This window comes from Vibrio tapetis subsp. quintayensis, from assembly GCF_030409945.1.
GTDB lineage: Bacteria > Pseudomonadota > Gammaproteobacteria > Enterobacterales > Vibrionaceae > Vibrio > Vibrio quintayensis.
The window spans coordinates 334,658-356,620 of record NZ_JAUFQV010000028.1 but is presented as its reverse complement, the minus strand read 5'-3'; the positions used below and the strand labels follow the sequence as shown (position 1 = coordinate 356,620).

Genomic DNA, 21,963 nt, shown 5'->3' with positions numbered 1-21,963 from the left:
TTAATTCAAAGGAATTATTATGGTCCGTAAAGCAGGGCGGCCGCTTGAAAAAACAGACGCTCGAGCCAGCCTAGTTTTTCATGCACGAGAGTTGTTCAGCTCTATGCCATACGAAAAAGTGTCAACTCGAATGCTTGCTGAAAAAGCCGGCGTAAATATGGCCATGATTCGCTATTACTTTGGCAGCAAAGATGGGTTGTTTGAGACTATGCTTCGAGAAACGATGGAACCGATGAAGCAACATGTTAGTCAGTTGGTGACCAACAATGCGAGAAATAGCAGCGATAAAGATGGCTTTCTTGGCATCATGAAAACGTATTACGCCATGATGATAAAGAGCCCTGACTTTCCACGATTATTGTGCCGGGTGATGTTGATGGAAGAGAGTAGCATTCAACGCAAACTGGTTGAGAAGGTTTTTAAAGATGTCACCTTGCCTGCGCAAAAGATTCTGTTCCAAAAAATGCAACAAGACGGCGTGATAAGGCCTGAGCTCGATCCTGACTTATGTCGAATGACCTACGTCAGTTTAATGGTGTTCCCATTTATAGCACCACCGCAAATGCTCAATTTACATGGCGTTGTTTTGGATGAAGCGTACCTAAAACGATTACTTGATCATAACCTTTCATTCATCGCTCACGGATTTCTGCTTGATCCATATTCTAAATTACAAGGACACTCCCATGACCTCTAAGCGTAAACTGTTGTTCTTTCCCGTTTTTGCCGTTGGCGTTTTATTGTTGGTATTAGCGGTGAATTTACGTCCTACTCCTCCAACAAAACCTGCAGGAGCTCGAGCTCGCTTGGTGGAAGTGATGCCACTAGAACTAAAAGCGGTGGCACCCATTGCTATAGGGTTTGGCAAAGTTGAGCCTAAATTGGAATGGAAGGCGATCTCGGAAGTGACGGGTAAGGTCGTTTATCGTCATCCTCATTTAGAAAAAGGCCGCATGTTACCTGCAGGCACAGAAATCTTGCGAATTGACCCGTTAGATTACGAGCTGAAACTCGCCCAAACACAAGCGGATTTAACGTCTAGCTTAGTGCAACTTTCTAAGCTTGATCTCGAAAAAAACAATTTAGAAAGCACGATAAAGATCGAGACTAACCGTTTAGCGATCAGCAAAAATGAACTTGAAAGACAACAAAACTTACGCAAAAAAGGCTTAGCCTCTCAGTCAGACCTTGATCAGCAGAATCAATCTTATCTATCTCAACAAAAACTGGTTCTGGATATGAAAAACCAACTTACCTTATTTCCTGATGAAAGAAAGGTAGCGGCGGCTCAAGTAAAAATGAATCAAGCTCGCGTGCAAGAAGCCCAAAGATCTTTAGAAAAAACGTCAGTCACACTGCCTGAAGATCTACGAATTTCAGAAGTTGATATTGAGCAAAACCAAGTGGTGAACATGCAGCAAACGATGGTGGTCGGGCATGGATTAGATGTGATGGAAGTTGAAGCACAAATGTCGTTGCATGATATGCGCACACTGATCGGTAGCCTAGATACGTTTAAAGGCGAAGAACATGGATTGCCAACACTTAAGGTAGAAGCGATTAACGCGAGTATAGAGCTAAACAGTGGAAACCTTAATGTTAGGTGGCCTGCAACTGTTGCCCGGATCAGTGAAACCGTCGATTTTAATCAAGCCACGGTTGGGGTGATTTTAGAGATCCAACAGGACTACAAAAAAATTGAACCAGACACAGCGCCACCTTTGATTAATGGCATGTTTGTGACAGCATCAATGCAAGGGCAGCAGAACCCGAGTTGGGTCGTGCCTGAACGAGCGCTGCACGGCGACAAAATCTATCTGATGAATAGTGAAAATAGGCTGACGATTAAAGCGGTTGGAGTTCTGTACCGTCGAGATAATCAAGTTGTCATTGATGGCGATCTGGAACAGGGCAGTAAATTGATCCTCAATGATCTCTTACCAGCGATTAACGGAATGCTATTGCGAGAAGTAAATGACAGCAAAGAGGAGAATCCATCATGATTCGTTTCTTTTCTCGCCATCCAACGGCCGCAAATTTGTTGATGCTGGCGTTATTGATTGTGGGCCTGACTTCTTTACCAAACCTAAAGCGAGAGACGTTCCCTGAATTTAGTCCTCTTTATATTATGGCGGCGGTTGTTTACCCAGGAGCATCACCACAGGAAGTGGAAGAGAGCCTGTGTGTGCGAATGGAAGACGCCGTTGATGGGTTAGCTAACATTGAAGAGACCCGCTGTGAAGCTATTGAAGGCTCTGCGCGATTAGTACTTAAGTTGAGTGAAAAAGCCGACATTGGCCGTATGCTGGTGGACGTACAAACTCAAATTAACTCCATTAATGATTTTCCAGATGAAATTGAATCACCAGTAGTAAAAGAGTTGGACTGGAATGAACCGGTTGTGGATGTTGCTATCACGGCCAATACCACATGGCCTGAATTAAAAGCTTATGCGGAAGATCTGAAGCGCACGCTTAAGTTAGATTACGATGTGTCATTGGTTACGGTGAGTGGGTTCTCCGATCATCAATACAGAATTGAACTCAATAGCAGCGCTATTAGACAGTTGGGGTTAACAGTCGCCGATATTGCTACTCAAGTGGGTAAGCAAAATATCAAGCTACCAAGCGGCAATATCGAAACGCCAGACAAAAACTTTTTAATTCGGTTTGATGAGCGTCGTATAAAACCTGAAGAACTAAAGGATATTGTTGTCGGGTCTGCGCCAAATGGCAGTGTGATCCGTTTGGGTGATATAGCAACGATAAGCGATCGCTTTGAATTGGATGAGCAAAAAGTTTTGTTTGATGGTCAGCCATCAGCGATGCTGAAAATCAGCAAAAACAAAGCCGATGATGCGTTGCGAATCAAAGATCAAGTTAGCAAGTTTGTTGAAGCTCAGAGGTTGATTGCGCCCGACGGTGTGACTCTACAAATGACGAATGATCTTTCCTCCGTATTATGGGACCGCTTAACCATGATGCTTGAAAATGGCTGGCAGGGGATCTTACTCGTATTTGCGACCATGTGGCTATTCTTCAGCTTTCGCTACTCCTTTTGGGTTGCCGCAGGCTTGCCTGTAGCATTTTTAGGAGGCTTGTTTTTGATGGCGCAACTTGGGCTGTCTATCAATATCATGTCCCTTGTCGGCTTATTAATGGCAATAGGCATCATGATGGATGATGCCATCGTGATTGCAGAGTCGATAGCGTCACACCTTGATAGGGGAGAGTCGATAGAAGACGCCGTTTATAAAGGCGTTTCGAAAGTCTTCCCAGGTGTTCTGTCATCATTTTTAACCACGGTATGTATCTTTGGCAGTTTGCTGTTTCTTGAAGGAGAAATGGGGGCGGTATTAAAAGCGGTGCCACAAGTATTGATTTTGGTGCTGAGTTTAAGTTTGGTCGAAGCATTCCTAATATTGCCTGCCCATTTATCTCACTCGCTACACAAAGAAAAAGGTGAGCGAAAACCGCTGAAGTTTAAGCGCGTTTTATTAGAAAAATTCGAACACTTTCGCAATACTAAATTAGTAAAAATGGTCGGTTTTGTGGTCGAGTGGCGCTATGCCTTTCTTGGGGGGGTTATCGCGACATTGCTGGCATCGGTTGGCTTAGTAGCTGGTGGTGTTGTGAAGTTTGTCCCTTTCCCAGATTTAGACGGCGATATTGCAGAAGCTCGAATTATCTTGCCTCCCGGCGCGTCGTTGAGTCAAACCGAACTGGTGGTTGATCATATTATTAAGGCTGCAGAGCGCGTAAATAAGGATTGGAGTGAGCGTGTTGAAGGGGGAAGACCTCTGGTTGAGCACGTTACTAGCCAGTTTAATGCCAATGCGGATGCCGATGAATCGGGCCCTCACTTAGCGACCGTTCGTTTAGATTTATTGGGCGCAGAAACAAGACATACCGTGATGGACGATTTCGTTGATGCATGGCGAGAAGAGGTGGGCGAGTTAGCACAACCTGTCTCTCTGGTGTTCAAACAACCTGTTATGGGGCCGGGCGGTCGAGCAATAGAGATTCGAGCGAAACATGATGATCTTGAAGAACTCAAAGCCGTGTCATTGGATATTCAGCAGTACTTGAATCAGTTTGATGGTGTTACCGGTGTGCTTGATGACATGCGTTTGGGGAAAGAGGAAGTGTTGGTGAAGTTAAGGCCGGGAGCTGAGACTTATGGCGTAAATGGTCAAATGATCGCAAGCCAGCTACGTTCGGCATTCTTTGGTCAAACCGCAGATGAAATTCAAGTTGGCGTTGAAAATATCAAAATTGAAGTACGACTGGATAAGTTGCAAGCGGGTGACTTACAGCAGTTAGCTAACTTCCCTATTATTAAGTCAGATGGCGCACAGATACCACTAGGATCGATTGCTACGCTCGATTTCCAACGCAACTACGTGCGAATCCAGCGTATCGATGGCCTAAGAACGATAAGCGTGTATGGCGATGTAGACAACAGCAAAGCAAGCTCTACAGAGATCTTGAATCAATTTGTCAAAGATGAGGTGCCCGTGTTGTTGGCTAAGTACCCTGGGTTGCGTTTTGATTTTGAGGGGGAAGCCAAAGACGCGGCGAAAACGGGCAGCTCGATAGCAAGTGGTTTCTTATTAGGTCTATTTGGTGTGTTTGTGATTCTGAGCTACCAGTTTAGAAGCTACTTGGAACCCTTTGTCGTTATGCTTGCTATCCCTCTTGCGTTGATAGGCGTAATTTGGGGGCACTTCTTACTCGGACACTCACTGAGTATGCCAAGCATCATGGGTTTTGTATCGCTTGCAGGTATCGTGGTGAATGATTCCATTTTGTTAGTGCAATATATCCGACATCATGTTGACGAAGGTGACAGCGTCTATGATGCGGTCGTACTGGCTAGCCGCGAAAGGTTCAGAGCAGTGTTTCTGACTTCCTTAACTACCGCTGCGGGTTTACTGCCATTACTAACCGAAACGAGCTTACAAGCCCAGGTGATTCAGCCTTTGGTTATTTCTATTGTATTTGGCATCTTTGCTTCAACCTTATTAGTGCTATTTATGATACCCGCAGCTTACGCCATATTGGCTGATTTCGGTGTGGTGCATAAGCATGAAGAGGTCCATTAACTTGAGGATGCTATCCGCTTATCACTAATATTTTATGGCAGCCTCGGCTGCCATTTTATCAATTGTAGACAAGGCATTGACCCCACGGTGAAGTTAACGATTGCTTAATTCAATGCGAATATACGACAAGGGAATGTGAGTGTGCGCTCTAATTTGCCTAGCAAATCAATCGAGGGGAGAGTGTTACATTTACTAGAACTATCAATTTGACCTCATTCAATATCAAAGAACGTCAAGTTTTTGGTTTTATGTTTTTTTATAGTATGGGTAACTAATTGTTTTTGAGTGTTAATTATGCAGCTAGAGTAAAAAATAGTAATTTAATATTAAACCTCTTGTGGTGGTGGACGTATTACTGGATATTAATATGCAAAGCGAAAGCATAGGCGTGACAAATAGCTCCAAGCGGAGCGCAGAGTTTTCGGTAGCATGGCAAATGCCATATCTCAATAGCAAAGAATTAATACATAGAGGCAAACACAATGTCGAACAAAAATGCAACAAACCAAGCCGTTGCGGGCTATCGAATGGAATCGACATTACGCGGTGTGGATCTAAATCTATTGACTGTATTTGATGCAGTAATGCAAGAGCAAAACATCACTCGTGCTGCCCACAATTTGGGTATGTCTCAACCTGCAGTAAGTAATGCAGTAGCGCGTCTAAAAAGTATGTTTAATGATGAATTGTTTATGCGTCACGGCCGTGGTATTCAACCAACGCAACGTGCTCGTCAATTGTTTGGTCCTGTGCGTCAAGCTCTACAGCTTATCCGTAACGAGTTGCCTTGTTCTATCTTTAGCCCTGAATCTTCATCACGTCTATTTAAACTGGTTGTTTGCAGCCCTTGTGATATGCGTTTCGCACCAAGCATCATGAATTCAATTTCGAAACAAGCGCCTGGCATCAAGCTTCATATGGACTCAGATGTTGATAGCTTATTGAGCGAAAAAATGCGTTACCAAGAAGTTGATTTTGTCATCAACTACGCTCGCTTTGAAGAGCAAGGTTATTCAAGCACTGAAATTTTCAGTGATGAATTGGTGGTGGTTGCATCGTCAAGCCACCCACGCCTTGGCGAAAATATTTCTCTTGAAGAGTTGAAAGCAGAAAGCCATGCGACGTTGTCTCGCATCAATGGCATGCGTAGCTTTTCTGAGCAAGCATACCGTGATTTAGAGTGTCACTCTGCTTACCAAGGCTCAAGCCTAAGCAATATCCTTTATGTAGTGAGCCAGTCAGAATTAGTGACCATCGCACCACGCTGGTTGGTAGAGAGCATTTCAAACCTTGATAACGTGAAAATCTTGGATCTTCCAGTAGAGAACAAGTTCATCTCTGGTTACCTAAGCTGGCACGAATCAAGTGAGAAAGACAAAGCGCATATCTGGATGCGCGATCAACTGATGATGATCTGTGGCGAAACCATCGCAGCAGCTCGTTAATCATAAAAACAACAATAGAAAAGCACCGACGTGTTTCGTCGGTGCTTTTTTTTGTGCAGTTAACGAGTATTTACAATTGAAGTGCACGAAAATAGCCTCTGTTTAGTTGCCTTTTTTGGTGTCAAATGTACACTTGTGCGCTCAGTTAGCTTACATGTGTAAGCCTAGGGTATAGAGTATGTCAAATTTAGATTTTCACATCGTAAAGTGTCTTCGTGAGCAAGTTATCAGCGGTGGAGCTCGTACAGCGCTTCGTCATAAAGTTGCTGACGTTTGGCAAGATATCAGCTGGCAACAATTTGGCGAGCAAATGGATTCACTGTCGCTCGCGTTACTTGCTCAAGGAATTAACGCGCAGGATAAAGTCGGCATTTTTTCCAATAACATGCCTCGATGGACAATTGCAGACTTTGCATCACTTCAGCTTCGCGCCGTGACTGTGCCAATTTATGCGACAAATACGCCCGCACAGGCTGCTTATATTCTTGATAATGCTGATGTGAAAGTGCTGTTTGTTGGCGAACAAGAGCAACACGATGCTGCCGTTTCCTTTTTCGATGACTGCCCACAACTTGAGTTAATTGTAGCGATGTCGGCAGAGATTGATTTGCATGGACATTGTGCAAGCTTACATTGGGATGAATTTGTTGCCACGGGTCAACCAGCATCCCGTGAAGAGTTTCAACAACGACTTGACGAAGCCAACTGCGAAGACATTCTTACCCTGATCTACACATCGGGTACCACAGGCCAACCTAAAGGAGTGATGCTGGACTACAACAACATCGGCTCTCAGTTGGAAGGGCATGATGAAAGGTTGGGTCTGAGCAACCAAGATGTGTCTTTGTGTTTCTTACCTTTATCTCACGTATTTGAGCGAGCATGGACGTTCTACGTGCTTTATAAAGGTGCTACTAACTGTTACCTACAAGATACAATGCAAGTGCGTGATGCTCTTGGTGAAATAAAGCCTACAGTGATGAGTGCTGTCCCACGATTTTATGAGAAAATTTTCTCAGCGATTCATGAAAAAGTATCACGTGCTCCGTTTGCTCGTAAATTAGTCTTCACCTGGGCTGTTAATATGGGCGCTAAAATGGCAGCCTGTAATCAAGAACAACGTAAACCTTCTTGGTTGCTAACGCGTAGCCACAAATTGGCCGACAAACTGGTACTCGCGAAGTTGCGTGATTTACTGGGCGGTCGTATTAGCTTTATGCCATGCGGTGGCGCAAAGCTGGATGAGACCATTGGTCGTTTCTTCCATGCTATCGGTATTAATGTGAAGCTGGGCTATGGCATGACGGAAACCACAGCAACGGTATCGTGCTGGGGGGACAAAACATTTAATCCAGATTCTATTGGTACATCGATGCCAGGGGCACAAGTAAAAATTGGCGAGAACAATGAGATTCTCGTTAAAGGGCCAATGGTGATGCGTGGTTATTACAAATTACCTCAAGAGACAGAAAAAACCTTTGATGAGCACGGCTTCTTAAAAACCGGTGATGCCGGTCATTTTGATGAGCAAGGTAACCTCTTCATTACAGACCGCATCAAAGAGTTGATGAAAACATCCGGCGGTAAATATATTGCTCCACAAATGATTGAAGGTGCTATCGGTAAAGACCATTACATCGAGCAAATTGCCGTGATTGCTGATACGAGGAAGTTTGTGTCGGCTCTGATTGTACCGTGTTTTGATACGTTAGAAGAATATGCGAAAGAGCTGAATATCAAATACCATGATCGTATGGAGTTGATTAAGAACAACGAAGTTGTTGAGATGTTTGAGAAACGCTTACATGAACTTCAACACGAGTTGGCAAAGTTTGAAAAAGTTAAGAAATTCAAGCTCTTGCCAAAAGAATTCTCAATTGACAAAGGTGAATTAACGCCAACTCAAAAATTACGTCGTAAAGTGATCAGTGAGCGTTACCAAGACGAGATTGATGAAATGTACGAAGACAAGAACAAAAAGAAGTAATTTTGAGCGTTTGACCAATAAATAGTGAGCCCGCTTATATAAAGCGGGCTCTTTTATATTTGGTGGCGTCAAAACACCCAACCTCAAGTGCTGTGTTACCGCACTCTCACCCAATATATAAATCTAAAATTTATTCCATAAGTAAGTTTATGTATCGATCTTTCTGGTCTTGGTATGTACAACCGACCCTATTTCTCACAATTAGCCAAACATTACAAAAACTGTGCACTGTACCGCATTAGACATATTGCGAGTGAGGCGTTACAGTGCCAATTGTTACCTCTTTGTTAGTTATGATTAACAAAGAGTACATAGCAAGAAACGTGGATTAATTTCGATTTAGGCTACGAATAAGCCCTAACTATGTATAACCGACGTTATGGTTCTTATCAAAGTGCCTACGCGATCGGAAAAAGGAGAAGAATATGGAAATGTTATCTGGCGCAGAGATGATAGTGCAGTCTCTGATCGACGAAGGCGTAAACCAAATATTTGGCTATCCGGGCGGTTCCGTTCTGGATATCTACGATGCCCTTCATGCAAAAACTGACCACATCCAACACGTTCTAGTAAGGCATGAGCAAGCCGCGACTCACATGGCCGATGGTTATGCTCGAGCAACAGGCAAGCCGGGTGTGGTGCTGGTTTGTTCAGGACCTGGCGCAACCAATACGATTACTGGTATCGCAACAGCCTATATGGATTCAATTCCGATGGTGGTTTTCTCAGGTAACGTACCGAATAACATGATCGGCAACGATGCATTCCAAGAGTGTGACATGGTTGGGGTTTCTCGTCCTGTGGTAAAGCACAGCTTCCTAGTTAAAAAAGCGGAAGACATCCCTGAGACCATTAAAAAAGCATTCTATATTGCCTCATCAGGTCGCCCTGGCCCTGTGGTTATTGATGTTCCTAAAGACGTCATGAGCCCACTAAACAAATTGCCGTACCAATATCCTGAAAGCATTAAGATGCGTTCGTATAACCCAACGACCACAGGTCATAAAGGCCAAATTAAGAAAGCGTTGAAAGCGCTGCTTGATGCCAAAAAGCCTGTGCTTTATATCGGTGGTGGTGCCATTATCTCCGGTGCGGATAAACAAATTAAACAACTGGCAGAAAGCTTAAATTTGCCAGTGGTGAGTACTCTAATGGGCTTGGGTGCATTTCCTGGTACTCACAAAAATGCAGTAGGCATGTTGGGCATGCATGGCACCTATGAAGCCAATATGACCATGCACAATGCGGATCTTATTTTTGGCATCGGTGTTCGATTCGATGATCGCACAACCAATAATCTCGACAAATACTGCCCGAATGCGAAAATAATGCATATAGATATCGATCCATCGTCTATATCGAAAACCGTACCGGTTGATCTACCGATTGTCGGTTCGGCTGATACGGTACTCGATACCATGCTTAAAATATTGCTGGAGCAAGGTGGCAATAACGATGAAGCCGCCATTGGAGCTTGGTGGCAAGACATCAATACATGGCGTGACCGTAAGTGCTTGAGCTATGAAACAAACAGTGAGCGCATTAAGCCGCAACAAGTTATTGAAACCGTATACAAGCTAACAAAAGGCGATGCGTTTGTTGCCTCTGATGTGGGTCAGCACCAAATGTTTGCTGCCCTGTACTACCCGTTCGATAAACCTCGCCGTTGGATTAACTCCGGTGGGCTTGGCACCATGGGCTTTGGTTTACCTGCCGCAATGGGTGTGAAGTTTACCCACCCTGATGAAGTGGTTATTTGTGTTACTGGTGACGGCAGTATTCAAATGAATATTCAAGAATTATCAACAGCGCTGCAATACGACATCCCGGTGAAAATCATCAACCTAAACAACCGCTTCCTAGGAATGGTAAAGCAGTGGCAAGATATTATTTATCAGGGTCGCCATTCAAACTCTTACATGGACTCCGTACCAGATTTTGCTGCAATCGCAGAAGCCTACGGCCACGTTGGTATCCGAATTTCAGATCCAAGTGAACTGGAGTCGGGGCTGAAAAAAGCACTCGATATGAAAGATCGTTTGGTGTTTGTTGATATCAATGTAGATGAAACCGAACATGTTTATCCTATGCAAATCAAAGGCGAAGCGATGAACAACATGTGGCTAAGTAAAACGGAGAGAACCTAATATGAGACATATCATTTCATTATTACTTGAAAACCAACCGGGTTCTTTGTCACGAGTAGTTGGGCTGTTTTCTCAGCGCGGTTATAACATTGAGTCTTTGACGGTTTCACCAACCGAAGATGAAACACTGTCCCGTTTGAATATTACGACGGCCAGTGATGCCATGGAGCTTGAGCAAATTCAAAAACAACTGCATAAGTTGATTGATGTGCTAAAAGTTCAAGAGGTTACGGATGTCGAGCACGTAGAGCGCGAATTGATGCTAGTGAAAGTGAAAGCTGACGGCTTTGCTCGTGCTGAAGTTAAACGTACTGCCGATATCTTTAGAGGACAAATCGTGGATGTCACTGCATCTCAATATACTGTGCAGTTAGCGGGTACAAGCGAAAAGCTCGATGCCTGTGTGACGGCGTTAAATGAGGTGACCGATGTTATTGAGGTTGCTCGTAGTGGTGTCGTTGGCATTGCTAGAGGTAAGCACGCCTTAAAAGCCTAGTTAGGTATCATGTAGAACCACAATTTCTATCATAAATTTAGTCAAATGCCATTTCCTAACCGAAGTGGCTTTTTTATTGAGCGTGATTCAAGGGTATAATGTCATCTTTGTTATTTTGGAGTGGTAAGTGAAACTGAAGAATGTATTAATATACTTAGTGCTCGCCTGCCTGCTATCTGGGTTGTCAGTGGCTACTTATAGTTACTACCGCTATCAAAACATCATTGAACAACATCAAGCCCAACTAATTAACGATAGCCTCAATCAACTTACGTATAGCAAACGTGAATTTCATGATATTCAAGCTCAGCTTTCTTCGACGATGGAATTGCTGGGCAATAGCCACTATTTGTTTGATTACCTAAAAGCACCCAATGAGCATAATAAGACTTTAGTCGAAGATATGTGGATTTCGGTGGCCGGTGCACAAGAGTGGTTCACCGATATACGCCTTGTTACATTAGATGGTAAGTCTGAATTGGGGGTAAGCTATGCCAATGATCTTAAGCTCACTCCGCGAAATGAATCCGACTTAGAGATCGTACCGGAGGCTTTTTTTAGTTTTGCAATGCCAACAAAAAAAGGACAGGTTGGAAGTTGGGGCGTTGACTTAAAAAGAGTCAATGGCGAATTACTCCGTCCATATCAACCTGTTTTAACGGTATTCACACCGGTTCACTACAATGGTCAGCGCTTAGGCTACATCCTGGTTAACTTGGATGTGTGGTACGTCAGTACTATTTTAGATTTCTCCCCTAAAAGTGAGTTCATTCCTGAAGTACTCACCACCAAGGGTGACTACTTGATTAGCCGCCAGCGAAATAAATTATTTGGTTATTTGCTACCAGATAGGAGTGAGCATAACTTTGCTCTTCAGAGACCAAAAGTTTGGGATGAAATGCTGCACGAACCGAGTGGCCACTATTTTGAACAAGGATCCCTGTATGTGTTTAGCAATGTAGAGTTTATGGCAGGGCACAAAGTTTATTTACTCATCAGCTTTGATGAACGAACGCTGAAAAAAGGGATGCAGCGTGAAATCGATAACCTTATGCATAAAGCTCTGTTGACGTTGTTGGGAATGCTGTTGTTCGCTTTTCCCATGACCTACATTATCCACGTATATCGAAAGCGAAGCCTTGAAAGTAAGCTAGCCAGAGCGGCGCTTCATGGTATGTCTGCTGTAATGATTTCTGATAGTCGTCATAGAATCATTAAAGTAAACAAAGAGTTTGAAAGCATGACGGGCTTTGAAAACGACGCCATTGTTGGGTGCAATGCGTTAAAACTATTGATGGAAAAACACAAGCAGTCACAGTTGATCGATCTTGCAACCGGTTTAAAGAATGGGGGGTTCTGGCAAGGTGAATTGTCGAGCATTAAAGCATCAGGCGAATCGTTTACTGCCATTACTCGCATTCAAAAAATGGTTAACTTTAAATTGCGTAGCCGATACTTCGTGACTTCGATTGTTGATATTAGTGAGCGAAAAGCATTGGAAGAACGGTTACGTCATTTAAGTGAAAGAGACGAACTAACAGGTTGCTGGAATCGACGTAAATTTGATAGTGAGTTGCAAAAGCAATCCAACTTGGTTGAGCGTTATGGTAATAAGTACCACAGCTGTTTGGTGCTGGTGGATATCGATCACTTTAAACGAGTAAACGATCAGTTTGGTCACGATGAAGGAGACAGAGTGATCCACAAAGTGGGCGATGTTCTGGGCAAACAGCTGCGTGATACGGACTTCCTCGCCCGAATTGGCGGTGAGGAATTTGCTATTATTCTGCCCAATACTGAACTCAAGTCGCTTGATGTGATGCTTAATCGCTTAAGAATCGCCGTGGAAATTGAAAAGACGATTCATGTAACCGTCAGCATTGGCGTGACAGATATTATTGGAGACACCAAACGCAGTTATAAGTTTGCGGACATTGCCTTATATGAGTCTAAGGCTGCTGGACGTAATTGCGTATCAACTTGCTTGAGTAGTAGTGATGTCGCTTAGGATTTTAGCGTTTAATAAATGAGCAAAAATGTCACAAAATGTGTACAGTTAGACTAAAGTCTAATGCTGTTCAAAATTTGAACTAAAATAATGAATGAGTACACTTACTCACCCATTTTAGTGACAGCCCATTTTTGCAACGGAAATAGCGAACGACATAAAAAGGATGTGGCATAAGAGGTTTTATTATGTACGCGCATTTTTTGGTGAGATTGACGATCGGTCTTTTGATGGTGTTAGGCATAAAGCTTAGTGCTATCTACTTCTTAGCGATGATCGTATTGCTTAATACGCATCACAAAGAGTTCTTTGGATGGTAAAAACCGAGGCGAATGCCTCGGTTTTTTTATTCAGCTTCAGCCAATTCTACTTCAATGACTTGCTCGATTTTGGCCATTGTCTCTGCAAGGTGCAATTCCAAAGTCGTTAGAGCTTGTTGCTCGTCTTTTGCCAAAACCGATTTCATCAGCTTTTCGTTCTCATCAATATTAATGAAATCTTGGCCTTCAAACTGGTTAGAGTTAAGGACGAGATGTCGGTAACGTTTAAGTTGTTGATTGATTTCTGTGAAAAAGCTAAACATTGTGTGGGCATTTGAGCCTTCAAGAAGTGCGGTATGGAAGTTGTGGTGACGTTCTTCCCATTCATGATTGTTATAGTCGCTTTGTGCGTGTTGAATTCTAGAGAGTTTATGGAAGGAAGACAGAACATCTAATTCCCAGCTTTCGTCTCCAACTTCTATAGCTTTGCGAAGTAACACTGAAGATACGACCTTAAGGCTTTCGAATAGGTCAAACAATTCGGTTTTTGAAATAGGAGCAACCCAACAGCCTTTTTGTGGTTCTAAGCGCACGTACTTGCTCCACGATAGTTGTACTAACGCTTCGCGAATTGGTGAAGCACCAACACGGTACTTATCTTTTAGCTCAGCAACAACAAGCTTTTGGCCTGGTGCTAGTTTGCCATTCAAAATATCCTCGCGGATCATTTTCGACACTTTGTCAGTAAGAGTAGGGCTCGACACGATTTCCTCGTTATTCTTTCTTTTGTATGGATTCCATTCACACTGAACATATTACGGGACAATAGATTAATAAATATGATGTCTTATCATCCTACGCTCAGTAACTTGATAATACGCCATGCGGAATATGTGGACAAGCCGTTTAATAAAAAAAGTGGGTAGGCCCTTTATATTTTTTGTCTTTATGTATAAAAGTGAACACAATTAACGATCATTTAGGCGCAGGTCACGTAGAGCAAGATATTAGAAAGAAAAAGAGGCTCACATCCTTATGATCTAATGTTGATTTCATGAGGAAGTCAGTGCTATGTGGACGTCGAAGGGAGAGGGAAATGCGACGAATAAATAAGAGGCTGGCAGCAACGTATCAGCCTCTTTTTATCTATTGAACAATGAGATTAGAAGTTGTAGGCCACCGTGGCTTTGAAGTTACGACCAACTTCATAGCTTGTGTATTTTTTTGACCCCCAAGAAATACCAAAACCTGTATGTTCTGCATATAACTTATCAAACAGATTATCAATACCAACGTTAACGCTTAAGCTCTTTGCAAAGGTTGGATTATAGGAAGCCCAGATGTTATGAACACCGAAACCTGCGCGTGAAATGGTTTCACCATCCGTGTCATCATACTCATTGCCAGGGACAAACCTTGAATCCCAACCAAATACGACTTCTTCAGTGGCTCGATACTTAGCTCCTGCCTTAACGTTGTGAATCCCAGTTTTATTCATATGGCTTGTTTTATTGTTGCTAAGAGATGTCTTGTTACCTTTGGAATAAGAATGGTTGGCGTATAAATTGATGTCATTCCAAATGTAGTTAAAAACGGTTTCTACACCCCAGACTTCGACATCATACTGATTGGCAAGTGTGGTATTGTTTTTCGTTGGGTGCATTTGATTATCGAGGTTGTAATTGAAGGCAGTAAAACCGAGTACGGCACTGTCTGATACTAACAAACTCGTTAGGTCGTAATCAAAACCACCTTCATAGTTATGGCCTGTCATTGCCTCAGTATCAGATTGTTTTACATCACTGGCTGCTTTCATCGTCAATGTTTCAGGCAACGCAGCCCCTTTAAACAAACGGCCATAACCAACGCGTAGAGTTAGGTCATCAGTTGCTTGATATTGACCTTTGAACTTAGGTGACAATTGATTGAAATTGCCTTCAAATACACCACCAAGGACGTGGGTATCATAACGCAAACCGGTAGTCAGAATAAAATCACTGATTTCGAAACGGTCTTGGATGTAAAGGCCATATGCCGTCACTGTTCCGCCATCCATACCGTATTGTTTTGTCTGGCCTTGCATTGAGCCTGAAAGGATCTGGCCTTCACCGGAGTTGATCCATTGCTTTGCTTTATAACCATCTAATCCATACGTTAATTCGTGCTCGCCAAGCCAGGAAATATTTCGGATGTCGCCACCTATTGTCGTGACGTTATATTCACGATCTGGAATAGAGATGGTGCCATCTTTTGTCCATTTACCTCCTGGACGAGTCCAATTGACGGCCACTTGAGCGTCACGATTCATATACTGGCGATTGTAGTAAACATTGGTTTTCAGGTTTACTAGATCGCTGCTCGCGTCGTAATGGTGTTGTAAGGTAATGGTGTCTCGATTGACAGAGTTAAATTTGTGTTGATCGTCTGCGTACAATGCACCGCTCTTCTCACCAGATAGCTGTCGTTCCCCACCATCACTGTATCGATTTAATGTCAGTTTGAATTCGTTGACATCATTGGGCATAAATACCACTTTGGCCATGCCTGATTTGAGTGTGCCTTGCTTTGACGTTACCGCATCTTGGTCAGGAATATGCAGTTCGCCATCTTTTGAATAGTTTGCGATACCGAGAAATTCAAGTTTGTCGTTTAATTGAGCATAGAGAGCGACGTTAGTTGTGAAACGTTCGTACCCTGTTTGGTAGCCGGTCTTCACTCGCGCTCCAATTTTTTCCCCATTTTTAAGTAAGTCGCTGGGGTCCTTAGTTTCGTAGCTAAATGTGCCGTTAATTGCTCCAGAACCAGATAAGGCAGAGTTACCTCCCAGTTCTATTTCAGCGACTTTGAGCATTTCTGGGTCAATGCTTTGATCGCCATTATGGTGGAACAATTGTCCCTCTTGTCTTGCGCCATCAATGGTGACAACGGAGAACTTGTCTTCCAAACCACGGACAAAAACCTTGCGTGAGTATCGGGCGTTACCATCGACGGTAACACTAGGCATGGTATTTAGAATGTCTTTTGTGTCAGATGCTTGCTTTTGTTCAAGAGTTTCAGAGTTAATCTGAGTTTGAACCAGTTGCTCCAAAGCTGAGCCTTTAACGACCATAGTTTCATCTGCTTCCTCTTGAGCAGATATAGCGTTAAGCGAAGTAAGAGCCAAGGAAATGGCCACTGCAAGATATTGAACTTTCATAATTATTGTGAATCCTTGAGTAAACTATCAATAATTGTATGAATGCTGAAACATTTTGTAAATGATAATTGATATCATTTACAAAATTTACATTGAGATATGCAGTGAGAACAAATGACCTTATGTATTTACTACTTAGATAAGCCAAGTGTTATTTTTCTCGAGACGACGATTTACAGGCTATCAGTTGTGGTTGAACGCTTATGCTGGGATGTATTACTGGTGCGGTCGATGAAGTGGAAGGAAAAGCAGTTTGACACAATGCAGGCGTAAAAAAAACCGAGTGAATGACACACTCGGCTTTGCTGTTTCGGCTTACGTGTTCTTATTCTTATAGAACGTGAACAGACGCAGTATTAGTTGTACCTGAAGCAACAAGTGCACCAGAAACCATAATTACGATGTCACCCTTCTTGCCTAGGCCAGAAGTTAGAGCAATTTCTTTACCGTTAACGTAGAACGCATCAGTGCTTTCGATTGAATCGACAAGTACTGGAGTTACGCCTTTAGTAAGAACAAGCTGAGCTGCCGTTTTTTGGTTCGTTGTTACAGCGATGATGTTTGCTGTTGGGAAGTACTTACGAACAGAACGTGCAGATTTACCTGCTTCAGTAGCAACAACGATAAGCGGAGCAGCCAATTTCTCAGCTGTGTCTACTGCACCTTTACATACTGCTTCAGTGATACGTAGGCGAGGGCTGTCTAGGCGAGAACCAAGTTCTGCTTTAAGAGCACCGTCAGTACGAGCACAGATTTGAGCCATGATAGTTACAGCTTCTACTGGGTATTTGCCTTTAGCTGTTTCGCCAGAAAGCATTACTGCATCAGTACCGTCCATTACTGCGTTAGCAACGTCGCCTGCTTCAGCACGAGTAGGACGTGGGTTGCTGATCATAGAATCAAGCATTTGAGTTGCTGTGATAACCATCTTACGTGCACGGTTACACTTCTCGATCATCATTTTTTGAGCGAAGATTACTTCTTCAGCTGGGATTTCAACACCAAGATCGCCACGAGCAACCATGATACCGTCAGAAGCTTCAAGAATTGAATCGAAGTTATCTACACCTTCTTGGTTCTCAATTTTAGAGATGATGTGGATGTTCTCGCCACCGTTAGCATTTAGAAGCTCACGGATTTCTTTAACGTCTTCTTCTTTACGGATGAAAGAAGCAGCAACGAAGTCAACGCCTTGCTCACAACCGAATTTAAGGTCAGCTTTGTCTTTCTCAGAAAGAGCTGGAAGTTGAACAGAAACGCCAGGAAGGTTAACACCTTTGTTTTCGCCTAGAGCACCGTTGTTAAGAACTTTACACTTAACTTCAGTTTCAGAAGTTGAGATAACTTCCATTTCAATTAGGCCGTCATCAACAAGGATAGTGTTACCAGCCGTTAGGTCTTTTGCAAAACCAAGGTAAGTTACCGCTACTTTATCAGTGTTACCAACTACCGTTGCATCAGTAGTGAAAGTGAACTCTTGACCAGCTACTAGATCAACGTCATCGCCGCCTTCTAGTTTGATAGTACGGATTTCAGGACCTTTAGTATCAAGCAGGATAGCGAGTTGCTTACCTGTTGCTTCCATTACAGAGCGGAAGTTAGAGATACGAGTACCGTGTTCTGCGAAGTCACCGTGAGAAAAGTTCAGGCGCATTACGTTCATGCCTGCATTTACTAGTTCAGTCAGCTTTTCTACAGATTCAGTTTTAGGGCCAATCGTACATACGATTTTGGTCTTTTTCATGGAAGATACTCTCCGATAAGTATAGTTTTAATTCAATTTGTGTGCTTGGCCGGTAACCGACAAAAGAAAGAAAATTACAACAAATCATAAATGTTGTATTTCTTTACTATTTTGTTATCGAGTTACGCTTAACTAAGCGAATTCTTCTAAATAGTTCAGTCTGGCACTGTGATTCTCGTGCATTTAAGACCGAAATTTCACGTTTTCTAACAATCCAACTGGTCGCAGTTGCAAAAAAATAACGAAAAATTATGTAATTTATTTTCTTTTCGGTGGAGGATTCTACCACCGAATTTTAAAAATATCACGGTTATGACTTGTCTTAGGACAAAGTTTTGTCGCAATTTAATTATTTTTTAGAGTGAAAAAAATAGACAAATTAGTTTCGAATTGATTAAAATACTTACGAATCGAAACTTATTGGATCGTAAACTGATGTCAAAACGAAACACGCAGCTTAGAAGGCATGCTATTTCTAAACTGGTAGAAGAGTGTGGAGAGGTCAGTGTAGAGCAGTTGTCCCTACAATTTGAAACCTCAGAAGTCACAATAAGAAAGGATTTGGCTACATTAGAAACTAGTGGCCTCCTATTGCGCCGTTATGGCGGTGCCGTTTCTTTGCCGAAAGAAGTCGTTCAAGACGATTTACATAATAAGGTTTCGATTCGGAAGGTAAAGCTTGCTCAAGCAGCTGCGACACTTATTCGAGACCATCATCGGATAGTCATTGATAGTGGCAGTACAACAGGAGCGCTTATCCAGCAACTCAGTGATAAACGTGGCTTAGTTGTGATGACCAACTCATTGCATGTAGCAAACGCGTTAAATGATCTGGAGTCTGAATTGACCTTGCTTATGACTGGTGGGACTTGGGATACGCATTCCGAATCTTTTCAAGGCAAAGTGGCAGAGTCGGTGCTTAGGTCGTATGATTTTGATCAACTGTTTGTTGGTGCTGATGGTGTTGATTTATTACGAGGCACAACCAGTTTTAATGAACTGCTCGGATTGAGCCAGGTGATGGCAGAAGTGTCCCGTGAAGTGGTTGTTATGATCGAATCAGACAAAATTGGCCGGAAAATACCTAATTTAGAATTGTCTTGGCAACACATTGATATCCTAGTTACAGACAGTGATATCGAAGCTGAGGCAGTAAAAACAATAGAAGCTTGTGGCGTAAGAGTCATACAAGCGAGATAAATTCTTTGTTTCCCTTTTTGCTTGCTGGAAACGAAACAAACAGAAATATAATGGAGTTAATATGTGTGGAATTGTGGGTGCGGTAGCACAACGTGATGTGGCTGAAATTTTAGTTGAAGGTTTACGTCGACTTGAATATCGCGGTTATGACTCAGCCGGTGTCGCTGTCGTTAACGAAAAAACCGAACTAACGCGCGTACGTCGCTTAGGTAAAGTTCAAGAGTTAGCTGATGCGGTTAACGCTCAGGAAGTATCTGGCGGTACTGGTATTGCTCACACCCGTTGGGCCACCCATGGTGAGCCTTCTGAAGCGAATGCACACCCACATGTTTCTGGTGATATTGCTGTTGTACACAATGGCATCATTGAAAACCACGAAGAGTTACGTATTTTACTTCAAGAGCGCGGTTACGTATTCCTTTCACAAACGGATACTGAAGTTATCGCTCATTTAGTTGAGTGGGAACGTCGTACATCAGAAACACTTGTCGAAGCACTTCAAAAAACGGCCGCTCAACTTGATGGTGCGTACGGTACTGTCGTCGTTGATCGTAAAGATCCAAGCCGCATTGTTGCTGCCCGTTCAGGTAGCCCGATTGTGATTGGTTTTGGTGTTGGTGAGAACTTTCTAGCATCAGATCAACTAGCACTACTTAGCGTAACTCGTCGCTTTATGTACCTAGAAGAGGGCGATGTCGCAGAAATTACGCGTCGTGAAGTGACCGTGATTGATGTGAATGGTCATCCGGTAGAGCGTGAAATCACCGAATCTAATGCTGAGCATGACGCGGGTGATAAAGGCAAATATCGTCACTTTATGCAAAAAGAGATTTTTGAGCAGCCAAGTGCACTGATTAATACTATGGAAGGTCGCATTACTGATAAAGCGGTAGTGACTGAAAGCATCGGTGTGAATGCGGTAGATATCCTTAAAAAAGTAGAGCATGTGCAAATTATTGCTTGTGGTACTTCTTACAATTCGGGTATGGCTGCCCGCTACTGGTTTGAATCCATTGCTGGCGTAAGCTGTGACGTAGAGATCGCATCTGAGTTCCGCTATCGTGATTTTGTGGTTCGTCCTAACAGCCTACTGGTGACTTTGTCTCAATCGGGTGAAACTGCAGATACTTTGGCGGCTTTGCGCCTTGCTAAAGAAAAAGGTTACATGGGAGCGATGACGATTTGTAACGTAGCAGGTTCGTCTCTGGTGCGTGAATCTGATTTTGCCTTTATGACCCGTGCTGGAACGGAAATCGGTGTGGCATCAACGAAAGCCTTCACAACCCAACTTGCAGCAATGCTGATGATGGTAGTATCGATTGGCCGCCTCCAAGGTCGTATGACCGCAGAACGTGAAGCCGAAATAGTGAAATCGTTGCATGAGTTGCCAGGTCATATCGAAAAGGCGCTTGCGTTTGATAAAGAAATTGAAGCTCTTGCCCCAGACTTTGCAGATAAGCACCATACTTTATTTTTAGGTCGTGGCGAGTTCTACCCAATTGCGATGGAAGCGTCTCTCAAGTTGAAAGAGATTTCTTACATTCACGCAGAAGCGTACGCAGCGGGTGAACTGAAACACGGTCCTTTGGCGCTAATCGATGCTGATATGCCTGTTGTCGTGGTTGCACCTACAAATGAACTATTAGAAAAACTAAAATCTAATATCGAAGAAGTACGTGCTCGTGGCGGCCTGCTGTATGTATTTGCTGATGAAAAAGCAGGATTTGAAGGTGATGAGAACATGAAGATCATCAAAATGCCTCATGTAGATGACATTATCGCGCCTATCTACTACACAGTACCAATGCAACTGTTGTCATATCACGTCGCGCTTATTAAAGGCACTGATGTAGATCAACCCCGAAATCTTGCTAAAGCAGTAACAGTAGAGTAAATCGTTTCTAGCAGCTATTCGTATTTTTCTAGACGAAAACGACTCTGATACATATCAATGTGAAATTCTAGATATGACAGTTTCACATTGATTAAACCCGGTTAGGCTAATTTTTAGCCTGCCGGTTTTTTTTATTAGGGTTCAATCCCGCAGCCAATCTTTTCTTATTATTGCTCTTTGCCGACGTTTTAGACTCTCCGTATTTCCATGATACTCATTTCAACACACATTACTTGATGGCCTTAATGCTCGGTCAGGTCGATCTTTGTGCATAGCTACTGTTTGATTCCGCGATGTGTGAAACGGTCTCCGTATTCCTAATTAGCCTAAGAAATAGCTGCATTAGTTTTCTATCTACTTTAAGTAGCAAAGGTAATGCCCACCATTTGCTTCAAATGAAAACTATGTCTTCGTGGTAATCCCAAGAACGACAGCCCTCATTTATCTCTTTTGACTCAAGCTCGTTTCCATTATTTAAACAA

14 protein-coding genes are annotated in these 21,963 nt (G+C 42.9%); 11 read left to right on the top strand and 3 right to left on the bottom strand.

Annotation, left to right across the window (positions count from 1 at the left end):
• Positions 1-19: 19 nt before the first annotated feature.
• The 9 genes from QWZ04_RS14960 (at position 20) to QWZ04_RS14920 (ending at position 13,507) form a co-directional block, all read left to right on the top strand.
• Complete coding sequence (locus tag QWZ04_RS14960; RefSeq protein WP_290329063.1) at positions 20-697, top strand: TetR/AcrR family transcriptional regulator; 678 nt, start codon at positions 20-22, stop codon at positions 695-697.
• The gene (locus tag QWZ04_RS14955) at positions 687-2,003 is read left to right on the top strand and encodes an efflux RND transporter periplasmic adaptor subunit (RefSeq protein WP_290329062.1); all 1,317 of its coding nucleotides are present in this window, start codon (positions 687-689) and stop codon (positions 2,001-2,003) included. The genes QWZ04_RS14960 and QWZ04_RS14955 overlap by 11 nt, the downstream gene beginning before the upstream one ends.
• Complete coding sequence (locus tag QWZ04_RS14950; RefSeq protein ID WP_290329061.1) at positions 2,000-5,104, top strand: efflux RND transporter permease subunit; 3,105 nt, start codon at positions 2,000-2,002, stop codon at positions 5,102-5,104. Before QWZ04_RS14955 ends, QWZ04_RS14950 begins: the two co-directional genes overlap by 4 nt.
• Positions 5,105-5,586: 482 nt before the next feature.
• Positions 5,587-6,549, top strand: coding sequence for a transcriptional regulator LeuO (leuO, locus tag QWZ04_RS14945; RefSeq protein WP_290329060.1), 963 nt, complete (start codon positions 5,587-5,589; stop codon positions 6,547-6,549).
• A 178-nt stretch (positions 6,550-6,727) separates the two neighbouring features.
• Complete coding sequence (locus QWZ04_RS14940) at positions 6,728-8,536, top strand: AMP-dependent synthetase/ligase (RefSeq protein WP_290329059.1); 1,809 nt, start codon at positions 6,728-6,730, stop codon at positions 8,534-8,536.
• 425 nt (positions 8,537-8,961) lie between these two features.
• Entirely contained in the window at positions 8,962-10,683 is a 1,722-nt protein-coding gene (locus tag QWZ04_RS14935; protein ID WP_290329058.1) for an acetolactate synthase 3 large subunit, read from the top strand.
• Position 10,684: 1 nt separating this feature from the next.
• Positions 10,685-11,179: an acetolactate synthase small subunit gene (gene ilvN / locus QWZ04_RS14930; RefSeq protein WP_102521054.1), complete on the top strand. Its 495-nt coding sequence runs from the start codon at positions 10,685-10,687 to the stop codon at positions 11,177-11,179.
• Between the two features lie 127 nt (positions 11,180-11,306).
• A complete protein-coding gene (locus tag QWZ04_RS14925) occupies positions 11,307-13,187 on the top strand; it encodes a sensor domain-containing diguanylate cyclase (protein WP_290329057.1) in 1,881 nt (626 codons plus the stop codon).
• A 188-nt stretch (positions 13,188-13,375) separates the two neighbouring features.
• Complete coding sequence (locus tag QWZ04_RS14920; protein WP_290329056.1) at positions 13,376-13,507, top strand: hypothetical protein; 132 nt, start codon at positions 13,376-13,378, stop codon at positions 13,505-13,507.
• A gap of 26 nt (positions 13,508-13,533) precedes the next feature.
• On the opposite strand, the gene QWZ04_RS14915 is transcribed toward QWZ04_RS14920, so the two are convergent.
• From QWZ04_RS14915 to pykF, 3 genes are all read right to left on the bottom strand, one after another.
• Entirely contained in the window at positions 13,534-14,211 is a 678-nt protein-coding gene (locus QWZ04_RS14915; RefSeq protein ID WP_290329055.1) for a GntR family transcriptional regulator, read from the bottom strand.
• A gap of 398 nt (positions 14,212-14,609) precedes the next feature.
• Positions 14,610-16,643, bottom strand: coding sequence for a TonB-dependent receptor domain-containing protein (locus tag QWZ04_RS14910; RefSeq protein ID WP_290329054.1), 2,034 nt, complete (start codon positions 16,641-16,643; stop codon positions 14,610-14,612).
• Positions 16,644-16,974: 331 nt separating this feature from the next.
• A complete protein-coding gene (gene pykF, locus QWZ04_RS14905; protein WP_290329053.1) occupies positions 16,975-18,387 on the bottom strand; it encodes a pyruvate kinase PykF in 1,413 nt (470 codons plus the stop codon).
• Between the two features lie 435 nt (positions 18,388-18,822).
• Here pykF and QWZ04_RS14900 point away from each other — a divergent pair, with 435 nt between their 5' ends.
• Both QWZ04_RS14900 and glmS read left to right on the top strand, forming a co-directional pair.
• Entirely contained in the window at positions 18,823-19,587 is a 765-nt protein-coding gene (locus QWZ04_RS14900; protein WP_290329052.1) for a DeoR/GlpR family DNA-binding transcription regulator, read from the top strand.
• A 61-nt stretch (positions 19,588-19,648) separates the two neighbouring features.
• Positions 19,649-21,481 carry a glutamine--fructose-6-phosphate transaminase (isomerizing) gene (gene glmS / locus QWZ04_RS14895; RefSeq protein ID WP_290329051.1) on the top strand — a complete coding sequence of 611 codons (1,833 nt, stop codon included), beginning with the start codon at positions 19,649-19,651 and terminating at the stop codon, positions 21,479-21,481.
• Positions 21,482-21,963: the final 482 nt, after the last annotated feature.